The organism is Streptomyces sp. NPDC047079 (assembly GCF_040643755.1).
GTDB lineage: Bacteria > Actinomycetota > Actinomycetes > Streptomycetales > Streptomycetaceae > Streptomyces.
Genome location: NZ_JBEYUZ010000020.1, coordinates 1 through 22,518, shown reverse-complemented (window position 1 = coordinate 22,518; position 22,518 = coordinate 1). Strand labels below are relative to the sequence as shown.

Here is a 22,518-nt window from a genome sequence, read left to right as displayed (position 1 = left end):
CTGTGCCGTTTGTGGTGCGGGCCCCAGCACGCCGGGGGTGTGGGGTGTTGTATCTGGCATCTCTGTGTGCCGAAAACTTCCGGCTCTTCGGCTGCGCACAGCAGAACGAGGGGCCCAGGATGCGCGTCTGCAGGCCGACTTCGGTCCGGCCACCAACGCTGCGGTCGGGGAGAACGACAGCAGCGAGACCGCTTCTCGTCGCTGGCATCCGCCTGTGCCCTGTGACGCGGATCGTCCGACCACGACGTCACCCGTCGGCGATCAGCGATGTCGCGCCTTTGGTCAACACGTGGGTGGTCCGGCGTCGATGGTGGAGCGCCCCGGCGAGGGAAGTTAGCCAACGAGCTCCGGCATGCGTCCAGTTGCGAGCTCAAGAGCCGGGGGACCGGTGGGCGGGACTGATGGGTACGGGCCTTGCCGGGGTTGTGCATCTGCTGTGTAAGACGCCCTTGCGCCTGTCAGGACTGGGCAGCCTTGGTGTCTCGGCAATGTGTGGAACTGCCCAGTAGTTTCGGCGTCCCGGCGTACGGTGTCCACCGCCAGCCGCCAGGGCCGCCCCGACGCACGATGAGATAGGCACAGGGACCGCCGATGACCGACACCGACTCCAAGACCCCCGGCGTCGACAGCACCACCTCAGGCCGCGGTACAGCGCCCCTGACGAGTCAGCAGCCGCCTGGAGGCCTGCCCGCCAGTGGTGGTACCGAGCAGGAGGTCGGGAAGGTTGCAGGCACCGAGGACTCTACGCCTTTGAAGTTCCACGTCGCTCTTTCCCCCGACGCGTACCTGCAGCTCGATGACGTGGTCAGCACCCGTCGGCAGATCCCCGGCTACGGCGAGGTCGTCACCTCCGGCGTGGTGACGGAGGTGGTCGCCCGCCACGAGGGCGCCGCGTTCGGCTCGGATGTGTTCCTCATCGCGGACGGGATCCTGCCGGCGACCGTGCAGGAGATCGCCGAGGTCACCACCACCCGCGTCGAGCCCGAGTGCTACGTCCCGCCACGCCCCGGCGAAGTAGCGATCCGGGCCGCGGGTGCTGACCGGGACGCCGCCTTGTACTTCGACAAGATGGACGCGCGGATCCCCGCAGGCATCGGCCGTGACGGCGAACCGATCTATCTGAACCTCGAGTTCCTCGACGGCACCCGCGGCGCCCACGTGTCGATCTCAGGCATCTCAGGGGTGGCGACCAAGACCAGCTTCGCGCTGTTCCTGCTGCACTCGCTGTTCACCTCGGGTGCCCTGGGAGCCCGCGCGGTCAACGCCAAGGCCCTGATCTTCTCGGTCAAGGGCGAGGACCTGCTGTTCGTCGACCAGCCCAACACCCGCCTTGACGAGACGCTACGCGCCGCGTACGCCCGGCTCGGCCTGCCCGCTCGCCCGTTTGCCTCGGCCGGCTTCTATGCGCCGCCGCTGCCCGGTGACACTACCGGCCGTCCCCACGTCACCGGCCGGACCAGCGGCGTGACCGCGTTTTGGTGGACGCTCGCGGAGTTCTGCCAACGCGAACTGCTCCCCTATGTGTTCGCCGACGTCGAAGACGAGAAGAACCAGTACACGATCGTCGTGCACCAGGTCACCAGCCGGCTGCAGCGCGAGGCCCAGGCCGCCGGGAACGACGGCGCGGTCGCCATCGACGGAACCACCATCCGCACCTGGGCGGAGATGATCGACTTCATCTCCGAGAAGGTCACCGACGAGGCCACGCGCGCACACTGGGCGGGCCAGGCGGTGGGGATGGGCACCGTGAACGCGTTCGTGCGGCGGCTGCGCTCCTCCCAACGACCGCTGGGGCCCCTGATTCGTGGCGACCTGAGCACGGTCACCGACCGTCCCATCGCGCACTCCATCGACACCTCGGGGCAGCAGGTCACCGTGGTGGACCTGCACAACCTGCCGGAGCGGGCGCAACGATTCGTCGTCGGTGTCGTGCTCGCCGCGGAGACCGACCGCAAGGAGCAAGCTGGCCCGGGCGGGCTGCTGTTCACGATGATCGATGAGCTCAACAAGTACGCGCCCCGCGAGGGCTCCTCCCCGATCAAGGACGTACTGCTCGACATCGCCGAACGCGGCCGCTCCCTTGGCATCATCCTCATCGGCGCCCAGCAGACCGCCTCCGAGGTGGAACGGCGCATCGTGTCGAACTCCTCGATCAAGATCGTCGGCCGGCTCGATCCCGCCGAGGCCCACCGCCCCGAGTACGGCTTCCTGCCCACCTCGCAGCGGCAGCGCGCCACCCTCGCCAAGCCCGGCACCATGTTCGTCTCCCAGCCCGAGATCCCGGTGCCGCTGGCCGTCGAATTCCCCTTCCCGGCCTGGGCCACCCGCCTCTCCGAGGTCGCCGATCCGACCTTCACCACCGGCCCCGCCGAACGCCGCGCCGACAGTGCGGCGCGACCGGACCCGTTCAGCCAGCTGCCTCAGGCCGACAGCGACCCGTGGTTCGACGCCCCTGACGACGGCGCCATCGACGAGCCGCCCTTTTAACGCTCACCGACCCACCCCCAGCTCACGCCCGACGAGGCACCCGGCACGCTGCTCTGCTTCATCCACCCGAAAAGGACCGACCCGGTGAAGTTCCTCCACACCTCCGACTGGCACGTCGGCAAGACCCTCAAGGGCCGCAACCGGCTCGAGGAGCAGGCCGGCGTCCTGCGCGAGATCACCCGGATATCCGTCGACAACGACGTCGATGCCGTCCTCATCGCCGGCGACATCTACGAGAACGCCGCACCCACCGCGGACGCCCAAAGGCTTGTCGTGCGCACCCTGCTGCACCTGGCCAAGCGGAACATCGAGGTCGTCCTCATCGCCGGCAACCACGACCACGGTGCCACGTTCGAGGCCTACAAGCCGCTGATGGACGTCGCCGGCATCCACGTCTACGGCCAGGCCAGACCGGCCAAGAACGGCGGCGTGCACACCTTCCGCGCCCAGTCCACCAACGAGCGCGTCAACGTCGCCGTGCTGCCGTTCCTCTCCCAGCGCTACGCCGTCCGCGCCGCGGAGATCATCGCCAACACCCCCTCGCAGAACGTCGGCGCCTACGACCAACTCGTCCGCGACGTCCTGGACAACCTGACCGGGGCGTTCACCCCGGACGCCGTCAACATCGTCATGGCGCACCTGACGTGCACCGGCGGCGCCTTCGGCGGCGGCGAGCGGGCCGCCCAATCCATCATGGAATACCACGTGCCCGCCGCTATCTTCCCCGTCGAAGCGCACTACGTGGCCCTGGGCCACCTACACCGCCGGCAGCAGATCCCGGCCGCCTGCCCGGTGCACTACAGCGGATCCCCCTACGCCATCGACTTCGGCGAGCAGAACAACACCCACGTGGTCTGCCTCGTCGAAGCCTCCCCCGGCACCCCCGCGAAGATCACCGACATCCCAATCATGGCCGGCCGCAGACTGCGCACCGTCGAGGGCACCGTCGCCCAACTCACCGCCGACCCCGCCGGCTACGGCGAGGACTACCTCCGGCTCGTGGTCACCCAGTCCGCCTACGCCGGCATGCGTGACGACCTGCTGGAAGCCCTCCCCAACGCCCTCGAGATCCGCATCCACCCCGATCACGCGAGCACCGGCGCCACGGCGGCCATCGCCACCGACCAGCCCACCAAGACGCCCGCGCAGCTGTTCTCCGACTACTGCCACAGCGTCGGCGTCAGCGACGACCGGGTCGTGGCCCTGTTCAACCAACTGCACGACGACCTGACCCGCTCGACCACCCGCTCCTGACCCAGCGGCCCTGAACACCCGCACCGCTCAAAGGACCCCCTCAGATGCGTCCCGTTCGCCTGGAGCTCAACGGCTTCGCCGGTTTCCGCGCCGCCACCGTGGTCGACTTCACCGACGCCGACTACTTCGCCCTCGTCGGCCCTACCGGGTCAGGCAAGTCCACCATCCTCGACGCGCTGACCTTCGCCCTGTACGGCTCGGCCTACCGGTGGGGCCGCAGCAACGCCATCGCCTACGCGCTCGCCCCCACGAGCAACCGCTGCACGGTCTCGCTCACCTTCGACGTCGCATCCCAGCGCTACCAAGTCGCCCGCGAGGTCCGTCGTATCGGCCAGCAGATCCAGCAGAAGGCCGTCAGCCTGGTGAAGTTCGCCGACCCCACGGCCGTCGCCACCGATCCCAACGGGCCACAACCGGAGGTACTGGCCGGGGAGATCAAGGAAGTCAACGCCGCCATCGAGGAGTTGCTCGGCCTGTCCTTCGACGACTTCTGCCAGTGCGTCGTCCTGCCCCAGGGCGACTTCGCCCGGTTCCTGTCCGCCAACGCCCGCGACCGGCAGCAGATCCTGCTCAAACTGCTGGGCGCCGCCCAATACGAGGGGATCGGCAAGCGCGCCGGCGCCCAGGCGGCCGAAGCAGCCAAGGAGATCGAGGTCCTCACCGACCAGCTGGGCCGGCACGCCGACGCCACCCCCGAAGCCGAGGCCGACGCGCAGGCACGGGTTTCGGCGCTGGGACGGCTGTCCACCACCGTCGACCAGCTCGTGCCCCGCATCGACGAGGCACACACCCGCGCACGCGATGCCCACGCACGTGCCGACACGCTGCGCACCGAGGCCGCCCTGCTCACCGCCATCCGCACCCCGGACGCCATCGACGAGCTGCAGCGCCGCGCCGCACAGGCGCACACGGCCGCCCAGAACGCCCGCGACGCCGCCGACGCGGCCGCCCAGGCCCTCTCCGATGCCACCGAAGCCGCCCAATCCGGCCCGCAGCGCGCCGCCCTCGAGGTCGCCCGCGACCGGCGCGCCGAACAGACCACCTTGGCCGGCCGCCGCGACGACGTGATCGCGGCTGCCGGCCGCGCCCGGCAAGAGCTGGCGCAGTGCGAGGAGCAGCTCCGGGCCTCTGCGGACGCCGTCACCGCGGCCCGCGCCGACGCCGAGAAGATCCGCGCCCGCCGCGACCAGGTCCAGCAGGCGCACGCGGCACTGCAGCACCGGCAACAACTGCTGGCTACCCTCCGGACCCCCGACGGCGTCACCGACCTGACCAGCCGGGCGGCGGCGCTGACACACCAGGCCGACGCCGCTGCCATGCAGCTGGCCGCGGCCCGCGACCGGCACACTCAGGCGGCTGCCGCGCTCACCGCCACAGGCGACGGCAGCCGACTCACCGAGGCCCGCCAGACACTCGACCAGCTCGTCGACGTCACCGCCTCCCTCGCCGACGCCGCCAGCGAGCTGGACGACGCCGTCGAGGCAGCCACCCGGGCCCAGAGCGCGGTCACCGCCGCGCAGTCGCATCTCGATGCGGCCACGGTCGCGGTCGAGGAGGCCCGCACCCTCTCCGGTGCCGCGCAGCTGCGCCTTCAGCTTGAGGTGGGCCACGCCTGCCTGGTCTGCGAGCAGAACGTCACCACCCTCCCGCCGCCGCTGTCCGACCCGGCCCTTGCTGCAGCCGAGGCCGCACGCGCTGCGGCGGCAGACGAACACCGCAACCTGCTTGCCCAGCACCGGGACGCCACCGAGACGGTCGCCGCCAAGCAGCGCACCGTGGACGCACCAACCGAGCGGCGCACCCTGCTCGATATGCGACTGGGCACGTTGCTGCCTGATCGTCCCGCCGGCACCGACCGCGACTGCGACGCCGACCGCGCCCATCTTGACGAGCTCACCACGGCCCGCGACCAGTTGGCCACAACCGAGCAGCAGGCGCGCGCCGCGGTACAGGAGGCCGAGGCCGCCCACACCTCCGCGACGGCGGCCGCCACCACACTGCAGCGGGAGCTCGACCGGGCCCGCAGCCACCTCCACACGCTGCTGGGCACGCTGGCCGAACTCGACCCGCCTGCCCTCGACACCGACGACCTGACCGCCGCCTGGACCGACCTGGAAGCATGGGCCCGCGTCCAGACCGCCACGGTGGAAAGCGACCTGTCAGCCACCGCAGCCGAGGCTGCCACCGTCGAGCAGGCCCACCGGGACGCGACCGCCACGCTGGAAGCAGCCAACCAAGCGCACGCCGTTGCCCAGACCGCCCACACCGCCGCCGTCCGGGACGCCACAGCCGCCGACCACGCGCAGACCACCCTGACCGGCCGCCTGAGCGAACTGCAGACGCTGCTGGACCAGGCGCCGCCGGCAGACGCTCTGCCGGGCCTGCTCGAGGAATGCGCCCGCCTGGAAGCGGCCGTGAAGGCCACCGCAGCTCAGGCAAGCCAGACACGTGAGGCGGTCAAGGCTGCGGTGTCGGAACAGCAGCAGTGGCAGGCCCGCATCGCAACCGCCCGATCCGCGCTGACCGCCGCCCGGGATGCGGTGGCGGCACTCGATCCGCCGAGCCTCGACACCGACGACCTCGCCGCCGCCTGGGCCGCCCTGGCCGACTGGGCCGCCCGCGGGGCCACCACCCGGCAAGCCGACACCATGCGCGCGCAAGCCGACGCTCAGGCCGCACACGACGAAGTCGAGCAGCTCCTGAGCCAACTGGAGGCCCTGCTACGCGACCACGACCTGGATCCCCACGACCTCGGCGACGGTCCTGGCCGCGCCCAGCAGGCCCCCCGGGTGGTGGCGGTCGCAGCCGAGCGAGCCCGGGGCCAGGTAGAGACGGTCCAGCGCCGCCTCGCCGAAGCCGCCGCGATCCAGGACAAGATCGACACCGCTCGCACCCGGCAACAGGTGTCCGCCGCGCTGGCCGGGCTGATGCGGTCCAACAAGTTCCCCCAATGGCTGGCCGACTCAGCCCTCGACACCCTGGTCGCGGGCGCCTCTCAGTCGCTGCGCCGGTTGTCGGGCGACCGATTCGACCTCAGCCACCACAAGGGCGAGTTCTACGTCATCGACCACTCCGACGCCGACTCGAGGCGCTCGGTTCGCACCCTGTCCGGCGGCGAAACATTCCAGGCCAGCCTGTCACTGGCGCTGGCCCTGTCCGACCAGTTGGCCGGCCTGGGCGGCTCGACGAAGCTGGAGTCCATCTTCCTCGACGAAGGGTTCGGCACACTCGACCCCGACTCGCTCGAGACAGTCGCCGACACCCTGGAAAACCTCGCCCAGGGCGAACGGATGGTCGGGGTGATCACCCACGTCACCGGACTCGCCGAACGGGTACCGGTCCAGTTCCACGTGCACCGCGACACCCACACCTCCGTCGTCACCCGGCAGGGCACATGACAAGCACCACGTATGCGGCCCGGATGCGGTTCCACGTCGACGGCTGGGACCCCACCTACGGCTCCAGCGTCGAAAACGCCGAGAACAGCATCGGGGACTCGACCGCCAAGGTCACTCCCAACATCGAACTCGCCCCGGCCGACTGGAAGCCCATCTCGCCCTCCCACGTGCCCGACCCAGGCGCAGTCCTGTTCGTCGATGGCGTACGCCGCGTCGAGGCCCGTATCTGGATCGAGCAGCCTCCAAGCACCATCAACGGCGCACCCAACGCCACCATGGCACTCTGCGCCTCCTACGCGGCCGGCACCGTGTGCTGCTGCCCCGGCCAGGGCGCGCACCTGCTGACCACCGAGTCCCGGCGCGGCCTGTTCACCACCGCCCCCAACGCCGTCGACGTGCCCACCACAGCCGGCACCTACCAGGCCAACATCACCCCCGACGACCAGGAAGAAAACCTCGCAGTGCTGCTCTCCACGGCACTGCAACGCCGACTCGGCGACCTCGAGATCCTCGCCGCCGCGAACGCCCGCACCGCCCTAACCGGCCACGGCGTCGCCGAAGGCTCAGACCTGCTGGTCGTGGACGGTCCACTCCGCGGCTGCACCCACCTACCGCGAGCACTGGGGCTCATCAAGTCCCACCGCACCGCCTACCTGCCGCCAGACCTCCACGCCATGATCGCCACCCTGGCCGCCAACGAACGCAGCCCCGTGTTCCTCATGGGCACCTCCTGGGACCGCCACGCCTGGTACCTGCGGCTGCCGTGCACGCCCGGCGCCCCGTGGGCCGGGGTAGTGCGGCTGGAATGCCCTGCCGACATCCCTACGGCTGAGGCGATCGCGCTGGCGAACCTCTCGCAGCTGGTGATGCCGCGGTACGCCAGTTGCGAGTACAAGGACACCCGGGCCCCGCAGAACCTGGTGCCGGTCGCCGGGCTAGAGAGGGAACTGCGCCGCCGCCTAGGAAACCCCGTCCTGCTCAGCAGGGCCCTACGCGTAGCGGCAGCGAGCTGAGCCGCGGTGAAAGCGGGCAGGGCCCGGGCCAGCACCGTCGGCTCGACCCCACACAGCTCGGCGAGCACATCCCGCCCGGCTGCGTTGAGCACGATCTCCGCGTCGCCCCGTACGCCACCGCCGTCCAGCCGGGCGGGGGAGTTGGCCCATCCACTGCCGCAGCAGGTCGGCGGCCGGCAGGCCGTAGCGGTTCGCCGCCCAGTAGATCAGCGATGCGGTCAGCTCCCCGGCCAGCGGCACAGTCCGTAACGCCCCTGCTGCCACAGCTCCCCCTTCCAGGGCTTTCCCTGCTTCCTGTCCTGACCGGGCTACAGCTCGAACTCGAGGTCGAGGAGGTCGGTGAGTTCCACTTCGAGGCCGTGGGCGCGGCGGCCGTTGTCGCGGAAGTAGACCTCGCCCAGGGCCTCGGCGGCGATCTGGCGGAGCTGGTCCTCGGTGAGACCGGACTCCTGGGCCGTGAAGAGGCGGGCGGCGTGGCCGGGCGGCAGCGCGAGGGTGAGGTGGCGCACGCGGGCGTCGTCGGTGCTGCCGGGGGCGGCGGTGTAGCCGAACCGGGCGTGGACATCGATCATGATGCCGCCGGTGGTGGCTGCCGTCTGCTTCGCTTTGGCCCTGACCTGTGGCTGCCAGCGCACGCGGACCTCACGCTCGAGGCGGTCGGCGAGCTCCGGCCGGGGCTTTTTGATCTGGTTTTTCACATAGCGTTCGACGGTGCGCTGGCTGATGCCGAGAAGCTCGGCCACGCGCCGGGTACTGCGCTGATGCTGCCGGACCAGGTAGCGCATCTGCGCCCCGGCGGACTTCGGGATTGGGCGCGTGAACGCGCCCTGCACCGCCTTGTCGAGTTCTTCCCCGACCGTGACCATCGCCGTAACGCTCCTACTCTCCGGTGTCCTTGGCGGTGACCTCGCCGGTCTTGATGTAGCGGGCGAGGTTGGCGACGTGGCCGTCGCCGGCGAGCTGTTCGAGCACGTTGGCGCCCCACAGCACGCTTTGGGTGCCCTCGTGCTTGACCATCCCCGGGGAGACGCCGAGGCGGAAGCTGCCGGGCACGGTCTTGCCGTCGGCGTCGTGGGGCAGGACGTGAAGCGGGCTGGGTCCGTCGGCGGCGTAGACGGCGCAGTCCGACAGGACCGCGACCGGGTACTGCCCCGTGGCCGCGGCCAGATGCAGCATCTTGCGGTGCATGTTGATCCGCGCACGGGAGATCACGGCGGCGCGGATGTCGGGCCGCCAGGTGGGCCGGGCCAGAGCGGGCCAGGCCTGCCCCGGCTTCCAGCCGCCGCCGCGCGCCTTCTCCCGCAGCTTGCCGATGCCGCCCTTGACGGTCATCTTGACCGCGTCCACGACGATGCCCAGCTCCGGATCACGGCTCTTGTAGCCGTCCATCGCCTCCAAGAACTCCTGCGGGGACAGCTTCTCGCCCACGCCCAGGTCCGCCATGGTGGCGACGTAGGCGTCACGCAGCCGCTTGTACCAGCCGTCCAGGAACCGGCCGTGCTCCGGGCGTACCCACGCCTGAAGCGGGGCGACGTCGTAGCCGAGCTCGACGGCGTAGGCGACCGTCGGGGTGGCGTACCAGGCCGGACCCGTCGGGCGCTGGCCGGTCGGCGTGAACGGGCTGGGCAGCAGGTCCCCGTCGAGGTCCCGCCACTGCTTGCCCACCTTCACCCGGGACGGATCGACGTGGGAGAGGTCGACCAGCCAGGAGCCAGGCAGCGCCGCATCGAAGACCGGGTTGGTGACGTGGACCGGCGGCGAGGAGAGGCCGACGACGGCGCCGTTGGCGCCCGCGGCGAACGAGAGGTTCACGTCGAGGCCGACCAGGTAGCGCTTCATGCACTCGGCGTCACTGAGATCCCGTGCCCAGTCGTAGGCCTCCTCGAGGAGCTTCTCGTCGGGGCCGCGTACGTGGAAGCGGGGCAGGTGGGCCAGGACGGGATGTCCGTCGGGCGCCTCGCACGGCGCCGGGTCCATCGGTTCGGTTCCCAGCGACCCGGGCCGGTGCTCGCGGTGCCGTCGGCCGTCGGCGTCCGGCTGGCTGGCGCGGGTCGGCGGGTTGAGCGCGGTCATCAGATGCAGTCCCGTCACCGCGGGGGAACCCACCGGCGTCATCACCCGCTGCGCGTACACGCCCAGCACCCGGGCGAGCTCCGCCGGCTCGAGCTGCGCGGCATGACCCCACGCGCGGCCGTCGAGGGCGCGCCAGGACGGGATGCACAGCTGCACGCACTGCCGATGGCCTCCCTGGGCGGGGCGGTAGATCCGAGCCCAGGGCCCCAGCCCCCGTTTGGTGAGCTGCCAGTCGGCCCGCTGAAGCTGCCTGATGACCTTGTGTCCCTCCGCCAGCCGCCCGGTGAGCCGCTCGGACTCCGACAGCTGGCCGGGCAGGCCGTAGCGTTCGCACGCGGCCTCGGTGAGCACCAGCAGCGCATCGGCGTCCTTGCCCGAGCCGTGCAGCCGCTCCGCCCCGAGCCGTGCCTCGGTCAGCGTCCACTCGACCAGCGCGGGCAGGGACTTGGCGGGCACGTCCAGGATCAGCCCGCCGACGCCGTAGCCGGTCACCTGCCGGTCGGCGTCGGCGTCGAGAACGAGCAGCGGGCCGTGCGGGTACACACCGCCGGGCGCGGGCGTGTTCGCCAGGGCGGCTTTCGTCGCCCCCGGACGGCGCGAGCCCCGCGATACGCGCTCGGCACACGGGCCCGCCGCTGGGGGAGCGGAGGAGGCATCCGCTGCCCCGGCCAGGGTTGTGGCCGGGCTGCCCGGTGCCTCGCTCGGCGGCGCCTTGGCCGGGCTCACCGTCGGCGTCGACGGCGCCGCCGCCGTGGCCTTGGCTGCGGGCTGCGGCAGCGCGGTGTCCTCCTGCTCGGCACCGGCGCCCTCCTGCTCGGCGTCGGTGCTCTCCGGGGCGGGATAGAGCGTGGCGAGCTGTTCCAGCAGGCGTGCGTACGCCTCCCGCTCCGGCGGCCTGGGCTCGGTCTTGCCCGACTCCCACGCACCGACGGTCGCCCGCCGCACCTGCAGCGCGGCGGCCACCTCGTCCAGGGTGAGCGCGTGAGCCTGGCGCAGCCGCCTGCGCTCCGCCGGCGGCGGCAGCGGAGACCGGGACGCGACCAGCGCGTCCACGGCATCGAACAGCTCCGACATGGGACACCTCCGGCCCTCACCCTATCGGTGAAACGTACTTTCCACGTACGAATAACGTACTTTTCGCGTGCCGCGGGCGTGCGGGCAGTAGTGCCCGCGAAAGCCAGGGGACACCGTTTCCGGACCCACCCCGCCCGCCGGGACGCCCCCCTCGCCCGCCGCGTCGAAGAGGGGGGCGCCGTCTCGCGCAGGAAGCCGCCGAACGCGAGGCGCAGCGCCCGGTGTGGACGGACTGCGGACAGAAGTTCACCGACGACCGGTGGAAGGCCAGCATCGCGGTCGACTGGGGCCGCAGGGGCAGCCACCCGCACCTGTGCGACGACTGCACGGCCCGGCAGTCGAAGCGGAGCGGCAGGCGGAACAGGCCCGATGACGAGCGCCGTTCAGGACCACCTCGGCAAGCCCCCATTATCGGTGGTGGCTGCGAGGCTGGAGGGCATGGACAGCGCGATCAGCAGCTGCTGCGCGGCCGGATCCCTCGCCACGGAGCTCGGGCAGATCGGGCCCGGCGGGCGCTGTACGACCCGCGCCTGGGCGACCCGGCCCGCTGGGACTGGGGCGGCGACAGCCCCTGACGGCCCTCCACTCGGTCGAGTGAAGACACCGCCGCAGCGGAACCCTCCCCGGGCGCCCGGACGTAGTGCCGTCCATGGAACCGATCAACGAGGCGCACGTGAGTGAGCCGGGCCTGGTCGTCGTCGACGTCGCGGCCGCCGACGACGCCACCGCCCTGGCCTTCCAACAGCTGCTCGCCGACCGGTGGGCGACGGCCACAGCGGAGCACACGACCCGAGACGCGGGCGAGCCGGGCGTACGGCTGCGCTGCTACCTGGACATGCGCCAGCAGGTCGACTCATAAGCGGGTGGCGCTGAGGGCGACCTGCCTCGTCTACTTCTTCCGGATGCTGCCATTAGAGATCCAGTGGACCAGGATCGCGGCCGTGTGTAGGGCCGTTTCCGCGGCCTCTTGGGTCACGGGAGCGCTGGTGGGTCCTCCCTCATGGCGGTCCCGCTGGCCGTGCCAAAGCAGGCTGATCATCGCGATGACCGCGTCAATGTCTGCGGGCGCCCCCGTCTTGTCGGCGATGACCATCTTGTTCGATCGGTCGCCGACCCTGGAGTGCCGACGAGCTATCAAATCAGTTTTCCAGAAGCGAAGTTACTGTTGTAGGGTCGCGCCAGCATTCGGCTTGTGCCGGCTCTCCATCACCCCTCGTGGCCCGTACGGGCAGAGGAAGCGCAATGGTCACCCAGCTCCACTCCCCGATTCTCTTCGTCGAGCGGGCTCGGTGGGTCGCGCACCACGCGGTCGGGAGACGGACGCGTGTGACAGTCGCTTAGATCGTCTTCGACGTGCGGTGACTGATACAGCGACTCCGGAGTTTCTCAACCGGGGTCCGGGCCCTTGCTCTGCCCGGACCGACCGGCCCGGGCCGACTCGCCCTCTCCTGGAAGTCTGATCATGACGACCATCAACATGGCGACCGTCTCCGAGGCGGAGCCTTCCACCCGGGCCAACCCGTTCCCGGGCGCCGACACGTACAGCTGGACCCGGGCCTTCTCCGAGGCGTTGGCCCTCGACACTGGCCTGCCCCCGCTGGTGACCGACGCCATCGCGGCCTATGTGATCCGCCCGAAGCGCTACCTCACCAAGGCGCGGACCGAGACGGTCCACCGCCTTCGCCCCGGGGTGATCGTGAAGGACGAGCAGACGGGCCTGCACGTCCTGTCGGTGACCACGCACGGCTTCGCCGGCACCCCGACCGAATACAACGAACGTGTGCGCAGCGCCTTCGACAGCCCGGCCCAGCCCGACGCCTCCCCTGACCGGGTGCTCCCGAGGCTGACCACCGGGTCCGGCCCGAATGGCACCGCGCTGCCCTTCGTGACGACCGCCGAGCCGGTCGAGCCCACCGTCCTCAACACCCTGTTGGGCATCATGGACGTCGCCCTCACCGAGGCCGACCGCAAGCGCGGCTACGACCTCGCCGAGGACATGACGGTCTTCGGCCAGACCAACCGCACCATGCACGTGCCGTTCGTGCGGACGATCACCGAGAACCACCAGGGTGCCCCCGTCATCCGCAAGGTCGTCGACCTGGTGGCGATCAAGGGCGGCAATCGTTCCCGGGCTCGGCTCAAGCTCCACGGGTTGACTGCTCGCAGCATCGCCTTCGGTGTCCCTATCGGCATGCTCGACCTGCCGGAGCCGAGGGCTGGCCAGCCCGCGCCGCCGGAGTACATCGCCGACCCCGTCATCTGGGTCCCCGCTTTCGCGGACACGCTGCGGGACGCATTCGCCTCCACCGGACACCGCCTGCACGGCACCGCCCAGGCTGCCGCTGAGGTCGCCGCCGTCCAGATGCAGATCATCGTCGGGACGGACAACCCCGCCGAGTTCCACAACACGGTCTTCGACCCGAACCGTGCCGACCACCGCCGCCCGCAGCTCGACTACCCGATTGCGGAGAAGTCGACCTCCGACATGCGCGCGGTCCTGCGCGAGGCGAAGGCCTCGGGCCGCATCACCGAGCCCGTTCGGGCCTGGCTCGCAGGCGAGGACAGCGAGCCGGACGCCCTCCCAGGCTCGGTCACCGACGCCCGCGACCGCCGCGACCGGGCGCTGCTCGGCATGGCCTTCCCCAAGGAGCTGGGGCACGACCGCGAGGTGGCCCGAGTCCTCGGCGAGCCCGAGCGGTACTACGACAGCCGCGAGGAGAACGTCACCCTCCGGCTGCGCATGCTCTCCGCCGCCATCGCCGAGGGTTACCGGACCCGGTGGAACCCGCGCCTGCTGGACGGCACGCTCTATTCCAGCTTCATCGCCACGCGCGGCACACTCGCGGACCGGCTGGACTGGCGGACCGCGCTGGACCAGGCCGAGACCGACAAGACCCAGTTGTCCGACTTCCTCGTGACGCGGGGCCTGCATTGGCTCGCCGAACACGGCATGGTCGACGCCGACCGCGGATCGGCCGACGGCCAGCGGGGACCGGGCCGACGCAGCGGCGTCAGCGCCCGCAACGCCCTGCTGCTGAAGCCCGTGCAGACCATCGCCCTGATGCGCGAGATCGCCCGCGCCAACGACGCCGGCACCCCGCCCCGCCAGGTCGATGAGACCGGAGCTCCGGTCGACGACACCATCGCCGACCGCATCTGGTTCAGCGTGACCTTCCCGAAGACCGGGCGCGCCAAGAAGAAGGTGGACGACCGGCCCAGCGCGTCGGACAGCGCCCCGCCCCAGCAGCCGAAAAGGAGCCCGGAGCAGGTTCTCCTCGACGCCCAGCTGCGCCTCGTCACGAGTCTGTCCAGTGAGTTGCCGCAGGCCTTCCTCGACGCGCTGGCCGTGGCTCGCGAGGCCATTGCCGCCGGCGCGGCGGTCGGCAAGCCCGCGCTGGCCGATCCGCCCTCCTACAGCGTGGAAGTGATGGAGCAGGCCCTGACCCGGCTCAAGCGGGATCTGGGTGCGATGCAGGCTGGCTTGTCCGACATGAAGGGCGAGACCGAGGTCACCATTGACTCGGCCACCGAGCAGGTCGCCAACGCCGAGGGCGAGCGGTGAGCCGCTCCGTGCTGCCGGCAGGGCCGGTGCTGACCGCACCGCTCCTGGCCGGCCTGGCGCTCGTCGGCGGCCGCTACCTGCAGGCGACCTACCTGCGGCCGCTGCCTTGGGCGGACCGCAAGCACTTCAACGACCTGGGTGTCCTCACCGGGATCTACCTGATCACCGACATCGCCGGACGGCTGCGCTGGCTCGGTCAGGCAAGCCGCCTCAACGGTCTGACCGGACGTCTCGACGGGCACGACCGCGATCCGGCCAAGAGGGCTGTCTTCGCCTGCGTGCGGGTCCTGCACCTGGACGACCTGACGCCCACCGAGGCCCTGAACGCCGTCGAAGGGCGGTGCGCGGACCTGCTCGGCGTCCGGCAGAGCATGAAGCCGCGTCGCTGGCCCCCGGCGACGAACTGGCTGTCCTTGGTCGCCTAGCGCGATGGTGGCCGACACCCGCGTAGGTGCCGGCCACCACCCAGTGGTGACCCCGATCCGCCGTCAGCCTTCGGACAGGTGGTCGACGGCGATGGTGGCGAAGTCCTCGGGAGTGAGAATGCGGATGCCGACTCGAGGATGACTGACGGGGAACCGGTTCACGTACTGCGGAGCCGGGTGACCGTGACGACCGCGTGCCGGGTCGTACCCGCTACGACCTCCACCACGGTGATGCCCCCGGCGGGCGTGTAGGAGTCGCCGGCCTTCGTGAACGCCCGCCCGGCCTGGGGGGCCAGCCGCGGGGCAACGACCGAGGACAGGGCCGTGGTCGGCCGTTGGGACAGCGCCCCCGTCCGTCGGGCAGCCGTACGGTGAGCGCCTTAGGGTGCCGGGCGCTGCCGGTGAACCCGACCACGGCCGCGTCGACGGTGTCGGCATGCCGGATCTTCGCCCACACCCGGCCCGCCTTGTAGGCCCCTCGCAGCGGCTTCGCCACGATCCCCTCCACGCCCGTTCCCTCGAGCGCCGCGTACCAGAGCAGGGCCTCGTCCAGGTCCGTGGTCGACCACACCGGCACGATCGACGGACCGGCGTCGGCGAGCACGTCCAGGAGAACCTGGCGGCGCTCCACGTACGGACGCGGGAGCATCCCCTGCGCGATCAGTTCCTCCCCCTCGGCATCCCGGATTGCCAGCGCACACCTGATCAGCCGCAGCACGTCTCGGGGCTGAGTAGCTCCGGACCGGAGAAAATCGGTGGGTCCGGTCCGGAGCTGTGCCGATACTGGCGACGACGGAAGTGAGGGGCCCATGCCGCAGGTTGAGCCGAGTGTTCTGGGCGCTCTCATGGAAGCGGCGGAGGACGCCGTTTCCTATGAGGCCATCGCCGTCGTGCTTGCGGCCGCGGACATCGATACGACCACGGCCGCCGCACAGCAGCGTGATGCACTGGTCGCCGCGCTGCGACTCCGGCTATCCGGGACGGGGAAGGCGCAGGTTTTCACCGGGACGCTCCCCGGCGACTCGCTCAAGGGGCGCACTGTAAGCCTGACTGAAGTCACGACCGACACGTTGGAGATCTGGAGCGTCTACGCCGATGCGGTGGATACCCCGTTCGTCCGAGGCCGACTTCATCATCTGCTGTCGGACGCAGGACGTGGCCACAAGTTCGATCACGCCCGGAGCGCGGCCGTCGGGTATCTGGACGCGGCGCCACTTCTGCTCGCCGCTCCGAAGCGGTTCCCCGGGCTAGTACGCGCGACCGAGTGCTTGCGCTGGGCCGGTGAGCTCGCCCGGGCCTTCAATCGGCCCGACCTGCAACAGCGCGTCACCGAGGACATGGTTGCCCTGGTCGAACGCGTCCTCGCCGACCCCGAGGACGAGCCGGGGATCGTGCGTAGCCTTCTGGAAGGACTGCGCCTTCAGCGTTACGACATCACGGACTTCGCGGAGCGCACCGCCCGTCGTTATGCCGGCGATGTGCACGCTCATGTCGACTTCCTCAAGCTGCTGCGAGAGGTGGCGCCCGCCTCCCGCGGAGCCGACATCGACACGGCGATCGTCGACGCCCTCCTCGACGCCGCCGACGCCGACATCAACGCCGGGTTCCGTCGGCATAGCCTGCTGACCTGGGCCGCGACCGAAGCACGGGACCGGGGTCTGTCCGAACTGAGGGTGCGTGCCGAGATGGCCCTGCAACAGACCGATCCGGACTCTCTGGGATGGACCTGGATCCGCCACGTAATCATCCCCCCGCGAGGACTGTCCGCCGGGGCGCGAGCGCACATCGACGCCGCCACGAATCTGCGAGACGCCCTGTGGCGAACCACGCAAGACGTGCATCCGGCGATGCGCGAGCACGCCGACGATGCGGACATGCTCGAAGGGCTGCTGCGGATTCCGCGCACACGCATCAACACCGCCGGACCTGTCCAGGTCACCCCGCCCGTCGACGCCGACGACAACCACGTCGTCGCACTGCAGGTCCTCGCGATGGACTTCCTCGGGCACCTCACCGCCGATCAGCTCGACCGCATCCAAGAACGCTTTGTACCCGACGAGGCCGAGCTGATCACCGTCCTGGCCCACGACATCGTCTTGCCCAAGCCGCGCGCGCGAACCCTCGCCCACGCCTTCAGGTACTTCTGGCTGGAGGAGCTCGATGCGGCGGCGTGCATCGCCCTGCCCCAGGTCGAGCAGATCCTCAGACAGCTCCTGCGCGCCCGAGCCCCGATCGTGTCCGTGGCCAAGGGGCGGACCCCCGGCACCGTCGACCAACTAGGTGGACTCATCCGCAGCATGCCGGCCGCCGGGTATCCCGCGGACTGGAGCCGAGCTCTGGAGCTCCTCCTCGTCGACCCCGACCGCGGGATGAACCTACGCAACGACGTCTGCCATGGCCTGATCGACACCCCGCCCAAGCATCGCGTCGCGCTCACCCTCCAGGCAGCGCTGTACCTGCTCAGCCACGCCCACGGACACCGAACCCCCGCGCCCCTCGCACAGCCCACCCCCTGAACAGGTTCAGGCCGAGCTCAAAAACGACGGGAACGGCGGGATGGTCTCGGCGAATCGGCAGCGCTGTTCGGCACAAGCATTCTCGGCTGTACCTTCTCCCCGCATACCAGATGCTGCGGCCTTTTCCGATCGACCGCCTGGCTTCGTTCATGTGAAGTGGTTCTGGCTCCGGTGTTGTGGAGTGGTCATGGCGAGCGGGTGAGCCCCTGCCGCATTGGATGCGTGCGGAGCTGGGGTGAGGTGAGCGCCAGAGCCCGGTCCCGGGCGAGGCAGGAGGTAAGTCGGAACGACCAGCAGTCGCATGATTGCGTGCGCCCGCGAGGAGCAGAACCCAGGCGCACCCAGTAGCAAAGCAGGTCAGGCTGCGTCATCCAGCGGCTGCTTGTTGACGATGGCCTCGTCGATCCACCGGAGAGCAGCATGTGCGATCAGCGCCGCGCGGATTGCATGCGCCGGGGAGTACGCATGGCCGCCGGCAGCGTGCGCGGTGCCGTTCCGGTTGAAGGATGTGCTGCCAGAGCCGTCGCCCCACCTCTCGAAGATCGTTGCGATACCAGCTCCGACAAGGACCAATTCGACGTCCGGGAGTGTCGCGTCTTCCCACTCATCGAGCTTGATGGGGTGGAAGTGGCTGCGGGTCTGGTTCCTGCTCTCTCCGCCGCTGTACTCCAAGTAGCGCAGCATGTGGACGTTGACGACAACGTCGACGACAGCCGCGGCAGCCGCCTGAGCCGGCCCGCACAGGCCGTGGCGGATCGCTGCGGTCGCCTCCAGCAGCATGGAGCACAGGTCCCTGTGGTCGGCGACCGTGATCGTGGCCAGCGAGGCATCGATGTCGTCGGCGATCGCTGCAGCGTTCTCGACGAAGACGGCACTGCGCGCCTCGACGTCCTCGGCCTGGAGCAACTCCGCGACGATGGCGGAGCGTGGAGCCCAGGCCAGCGAGGTGCCGTCCTCGTCGTTGACCTGGAACACCTTCTGCAGGTCTTCGGTGGAGAGGTCCCGAAGGTTCTCCGGGATGACCCGCTTGATCGCTTCAGCGAAGCCCCGCATGGCCTCCAGCCAGCGCGAGCGGTTGTCGGCGAGGATGCGCCCTAGATCGACGCCGAAGTCAAAGTCCGGCACCTGCACCTTGACGCGGGCGGCCTCCTGCATCTGCTTCGCGAGGCTCGCATGCCACACCGGCACATCGACCTTGATGCGGGCGATGTCCTGCATCTGCTTCAGCAGGGCGGGGTCCACCGCCGGGATCGGGAGGGGAACGCGCGCCTTCGCGAGACCTACGAACAGCTCGTCCAAGCGGTTCTTGAACGAGTTGAGGGACATGAGTTGCTCAGTGATCTGCTCGCTCGCCCTGCGCACCGTCTCGCGGGCGCCCATCAGGCCGGTCACGTCGACCGGGTCGACGCCCGGAGCCCACCGGAGGGATTCGCCCTGCGGGGCGGGGGTGTCGGAGGGGGTGACCTCGGTGTGGTTCTCTGGTTCTTCGGGCTGCGAGTCCTCGGACTCCGCGCTGCTTGGGTCTGTCATGGGCGCACAGTAGACCCGCCCACTGACAATCCGGATGTCGCTCTTTGACGGGGAATCGGGGTGGGTCAAGTCCTGTGAGCGGCAACGTGGAACGTCGCAGTCACCTGTAGTGCGGGACGTCAGCGGAACACCTGCTCGATGCCGAAGACCAGCTGATGGGCTCGGGGCCAGCCCGCGTCGACGAACACGTCGCAGATCTGCCGCACCGCGGTGAGACACTCCGGCATGCGCAGCAGCTCCCGGTGATCGGCCAGGACGCGTTCCACGAGAGAGACACACAGGTCCAGCGCCAGAGAGTCGGAGGCGTAGACGACGGGCGCCCCGGGCGCGGTGAGCACATCACGCACCGCCAGCAGCGCCAGCCGAGGCCTCTCGTCGAACGCGTGCGCATACATCTGGATGAGGTGGTGCGTGACTCCGGGCACAGAGGCGTTCTGTAGCAGGTCCACCACGGGAGCGGCCTCATCGACCAGCCGTACCTGCTCCGCGGTCGCGGGTGAGCCGTCGTGGCCCGTGGCTCCGCTCCCCGCGCACAGCTGCAGGGCAATGTCGTCCAGCAGGCGGGCGCTGTCCTTGATACGGGCCCGGCCCGCGCTGTCCCACTGCTCGGCGGGTGTGGCGTAGGCCTGCTGGAGCACGGGGAGGGCAGCTTCGGCTAGCTCGGTGATCAGGGTGAGGGCACGAGCCCGGACGGCTTGATCATTATGATTCAGCAGGCCGCTCTCCCGCAGGGTGTGCAGGAGCGAGGCCCACACGGTGCGCACCTCCCAGCGCGCCCGCAGGTCCGTGAGGACGGTGGCGGCCTGGGGGACTGCCCGGTCCACCCACAGGTAGCCGGTGATCTCGGTGAGCGAGGCTGCGACGGAGCCGGGGGCATCGTCGGGCTCGACGCGTGCGGCCACCCGGGAGAGCAGGCTCATTCCCTTGCCGGGATCGCCGAGTTGCAGGCAGGCGACCTTCAGGACGGCGTTGAGGAGCATCGGGTCGGATTCGTGGTCGGCGAAGTGGTCCAGCAGATCCCATGCCGTATCCGGGTCCGTCTGGGCCAGGTTGTAGGCGCTGCGGGCGACGCAGATTCTGACCCAGGGTTCCGGGTGCTTGGCCAGACTGAGGATCGCGTCTTTCACCTCCTGCGTGTACCAGCCGGGCAGGCGGCTCAGCTGCAGGAGGCCCGTGGCGGCCCAGCCGCAGGCGTCGTCGGGGATCAGCCCGCTGAAGTGCTGGTCGGGAGCGACGGTCTGCTGCGGTGGGGCCTGCATGCTCAGCAGTACCTCGCGAGCCAGGTGTCTGGGACCGTCGGGTGCCTGGGCAGGGCGGGTGAAGCGTTCCGCTGCCTGGGCCAGGAGGAGCTCGGCGCGGTGGCGGACCGGTTCCGGCTGGGAGCCGGCTAGCGTGAAGAGCTCCCGAACGGCCGGTTCGATGGTGGCCATGGCGTCGTCAGACGGTGCTGTCGTCTGGTGTGTGTCGACGAACTGCTCTACTTGGGCGCTGAGTTGCTGGCATCTCTGCCTGTCTGCGCTGCTAGGAGGCGGGGCGGCTGCTGGGGGCGCGGCCGGTGCCAGGTCGCTGTACCCGCTGTCGGCGACAGCGGGGGACTGGTCTGCTGCGAGTTCGGCGTGGACCAGGTGGGCAGGGGAGAGTGCATCCACCAGCAGCTGGTACGGATCCGCCGCCCATCCAGGCCACGCGGCGTCCTGCGCGGGGCCGGTGCCCTTCAGCACACGGACGGCGTCCTCGAGACGGCCAGCTTGGTCCGGGGCGAGAGCCGGGTGCACGACGCTGATCAACCCGGCCAGGGGCGCAAGCAGGTCGGGGAAGTTGAACGTGCGGACCAATGCGTCGGCAGGAGAAGCCAGGTGTTGTGCCAGGGCGGCGTTGTCTGTGGCGGCCTTCAGCAGACGCCGCCACACGGCTGCTGCCTGGGGGGCTGCCGCCACCGCGTCCAGCAGCCCCTCAAGCTGCGCGGGTTCGGTGGTGGTGACGGCTTGCTGGAAGGCATCGAGCAGGGCGACCAGGTCGCGCCGCTGGTAGGAGCCCAGGTCCCACAGGCGGGAGTCGTCGGCGGCCACACGGATGACGCGGCCGGCCACCTCACCGGTGTGCTCCGTGACCGTGTCGGCGCCAGCGCGGCTGAGCCGGGTCAGGATGTTCAGAGCTCGGGTGACGTCAGCGCGGTAGACCGCCGGGAAATGCTGGATCAGCTGGTAGCGGTTGGCGCTGTAGTCCTGCTGTTGGGTGGACACCAGCGTCAGCACCACACCCGAGCCCATCTGGGTGGGCTCGGTGGATGCCTCGTCGTAACTCATGACATCCACATACAGGTCTTCCACCAGCTCCGGCAGGCATTGCAGCAGGCGGGGCACGTCCTGGGTGAGGGCGAAGAGATCGTTGTGGCCGCGCTCCGCCAACTGCCCGGGCTGCAGGGCCCGGTGCAGCAGGTCGGCGGTGTCCTGCGGGGCGCTGGAGGCGGTGTGGACGACTGCCGTGATGGCCAGCCGGGTACGCAGGGCGACGGGCAGCGTCCACAGATAGGCCAGGAGGGCTCGTGCCGCCCGGCCGCACTGCGCGAACGCGGGCGCGGGCAACGACTCGGATGCCAGGTCACAGACCAAGATGAGCAGGGCACCGGGAGCTGCCACGGAGTGCTGCGAGAGCCGTTCGGTCAGCTCGCACCAGACCCCCAGCCCGTCGGCGGTACTGCTCTTGACGGCAAGGGAGACGGCAACAGCCAGCGCATGCGCAAGATGTTGCGCCCCGGGTGCGCCCGCGATCACCTGGTCGAGCAAGGGGACCAGGGCCTCTGCAGTGCGGCAGCAGCGCACCACCACGTCGGCGACCGCCGCGGCTGCCATCCGCGGCATCGGCGCTTCCGCCAGTTTCAAGGCGAGCTGCCAGAACGTCGCAGGGCCCTGCCGCCAGGCCAGTTCCAGATACATGTCCACGCTGGGATGGGCGAACAGCAGCGCATCCGGATCGGCACTCAGACGGCCGGCCAGACCGTTGTTGCCGACACCGAAATAGGCGCGGGCGAGGGCGTAGTCGAACAGGACGTGATGGGAGAACTGCACCGGCCCCAGCAGCCCGCTGTCCGTGAACCGCCCCGGGTTCGGTAGAGATCTCAGATTGTGGTTGTGACCTGGGGTTTCGTGAGTTCCGTGTAGTAGTTGGCTTCGTACTCGACGGGCG

13 protein-coding genes are annotated in these 22,518 nt (G+C 70.1%); 8 read left to right on the top strand and 5 right to left on the bottom strand.

The features are described from left to right. Positions 1-591 precede the first annotated feature (591 nt). The 4 genes from ABZ823_RS23520 to ABZ823_RS23505 all read left to right on the top strand — a co-directional run bounded on the left by ABZ823_RS23520 (position 592) and on the right by ABZ823_RS23505 (position 8,152). A complete protein-coding gene (locus ABZ823_RS23520) occupies positions 592-2,487 on the top strand; it encodes an ATP-binding protein (protein WP_361663686.1) in 1,896 nt (631 codons plus the stop codon). An 84-nt stretch (positions 2,488-2,571) separates the two neighbouring features. Then, on the top strand, positions 2,572-3,741 hold the full coding sequence (locus tag ABZ823_RS23515; protein ID WP_361663683.1) for an exonuclease SbcCD subunit D C-terminal domain-containing protein: 1,170 nt from the start codon (positions 2,572-2,574) through the stop codon (positions 3,739-3,741). Positions 3,742-3,785: 44 nt separating this feature from the next. Beyond that, complete coding sequence (locus tag ABZ823_RS23510) at positions 3,786-7,139, top strand: SMC family ATPase (RefSeq protein ID WP_361663680.1); 3,354 nt, start codon at positions 3,786-3,788, stop codon at positions 7,137-7,139. Further along, complete coding sequence (locus ABZ823_RS23505; RefSeq protein WP_361663677.1) at positions 7,136-8,152, top strand: hypothetical protein; 1,017 nt, start codon at positions 7,136-7,138, stop codon at positions 8,150-8,152. Before ABZ823_RS23510 ends, ABZ823_RS23505 begins: the two co-directional genes overlap by 4 nt. Positions 8,153-8,460: 308 nt before the next feature. Here the strand turns inward: ABZ823_RS23505 and ABZ823_RS23500 are convergent, their stop codons facing one another. After that, positions 8,461-9,018: an XRE family transcriptional regulator gene (locus tag ABZ823_RS23500; protein WP_361663674.1), complete on the bottom strand. Its 558-nt coding sequence runs from the start codon at positions 9,016-9,018 to the stop codon at positions 8,461-8,463. Positions 9,019-9,031: 13 nt separating this feature from the next. Next, positions 9,032-11,299, bottom strand: coding sequence for a helix-turn-helix transcriptional regulator (locus ABZ823_RS23495; RefSeq protein WP_361663671.1), 2,268 nt, complete (start codon positions 11,297-11,299; stop codon positions 9,032-9,034). Positions 11,300-11,948: 649 nt separating this feature from the next. Between ABZ823_RS23495 and ABZ823_RS23490 the strand changes: the two genes are divergently transcribed. The 3 genes from ABZ823_RS23490 (at position 11,949) to ABZ823_RS23480 (ending at position 15,286) form a co-directional block, all read left to right on the top strand. Then, positions 11,949-12,158 (top strand): DUF6207 family protein, encoded by a 210-nt coding sequence (locus ABZ823_RS23490; protein ID WP_361663668.1) that lies wholly within the window; start codon positions 11,949-11,951, stop codon positions 12,156-12,158. Between the two features lie 603 nt (positions 12,159-12,761). Then, positions 12,762-14,861: a hypothetical protein gene (locus ABZ823_RS23485; RefSeq protein ID WP_210980062.1), complete on the top strand. Its 2,100-nt coding sequence runs from the start codon at positions 12,762-12,764 to the stop codon at positions 14,859-14,861. Then, positions 14,858-15,286 (top strand): hypothetical protein, encoded by a 429-nt coding sequence (locus ABZ823_RS23480; protein ID WP_210980061.1) that lies wholly within the window; start codon positions 14,858-14,860, stop codon positions 15,284-15,286. The genes ABZ823_RS23485 and ABZ823_RS23480 overlap by 4 nt, the downstream gene beginning before the upstream one ends. A 211-nt stretch (positions 15,287-15,497) precedes the next feature. On the opposite strand, the gene ABZ823_RS23475 is transcribed toward ABZ823_RS23480, so the two are convergent. Then, complete coding sequence (locus tag ABZ823_RS23475; protein WP_361663665.1) at positions 15,498-16,004, bottom strand: hypothetical protein; 507 nt, start codon at positions 16,002-16,004, stop codon at positions 15,498-15,500. Positions 16,005-16,095: 91 nt separating this feature from the next. Between ABZ823_RS23475 and ABZ823_RS23470 the strand changes: the two genes are divergently transcribed. After that, positions 16,096-17,802, top strand: coding sequence for a DUF4209 domain-containing protein (locus ABZ823_RS23470; protein WP_361663663.1), 1,707 nt, complete (start codon positions 16,096-16,098; stop codon positions 17,800-17,802). Between the two features lie 357 nt (positions 17,803-18,159). Here the strand turns inward: ABZ823_RS23470 and ABZ823_RS23465 are convergent, their stop codons facing one another. Beyond that, the gene (locus tag ABZ823_RS23465) at positions 18,160-19,194 is read right to left on the bottom strand and encodes a hypothetical protein (protein WP_361663660.1); all 1,035 of its coding nucleotides are present in this window, start codon (positions 19,192-19,194) and stop codon (positions 18,160-18,162) included. A 257-nt stretch (positions 19,195-19,451) separates the two neighbouring features. Further along, entirely contained in the window at positions 19,452-22,400 is a 2,949-nt protein-coding gene (locus tag ABZ823_RS23460; RefSeq protein ID WP_361663657.1) for a hypothetical protein, read from the bottom strand. Positions 22,401-22,518 lie beyond the last annotated feature (118 nt).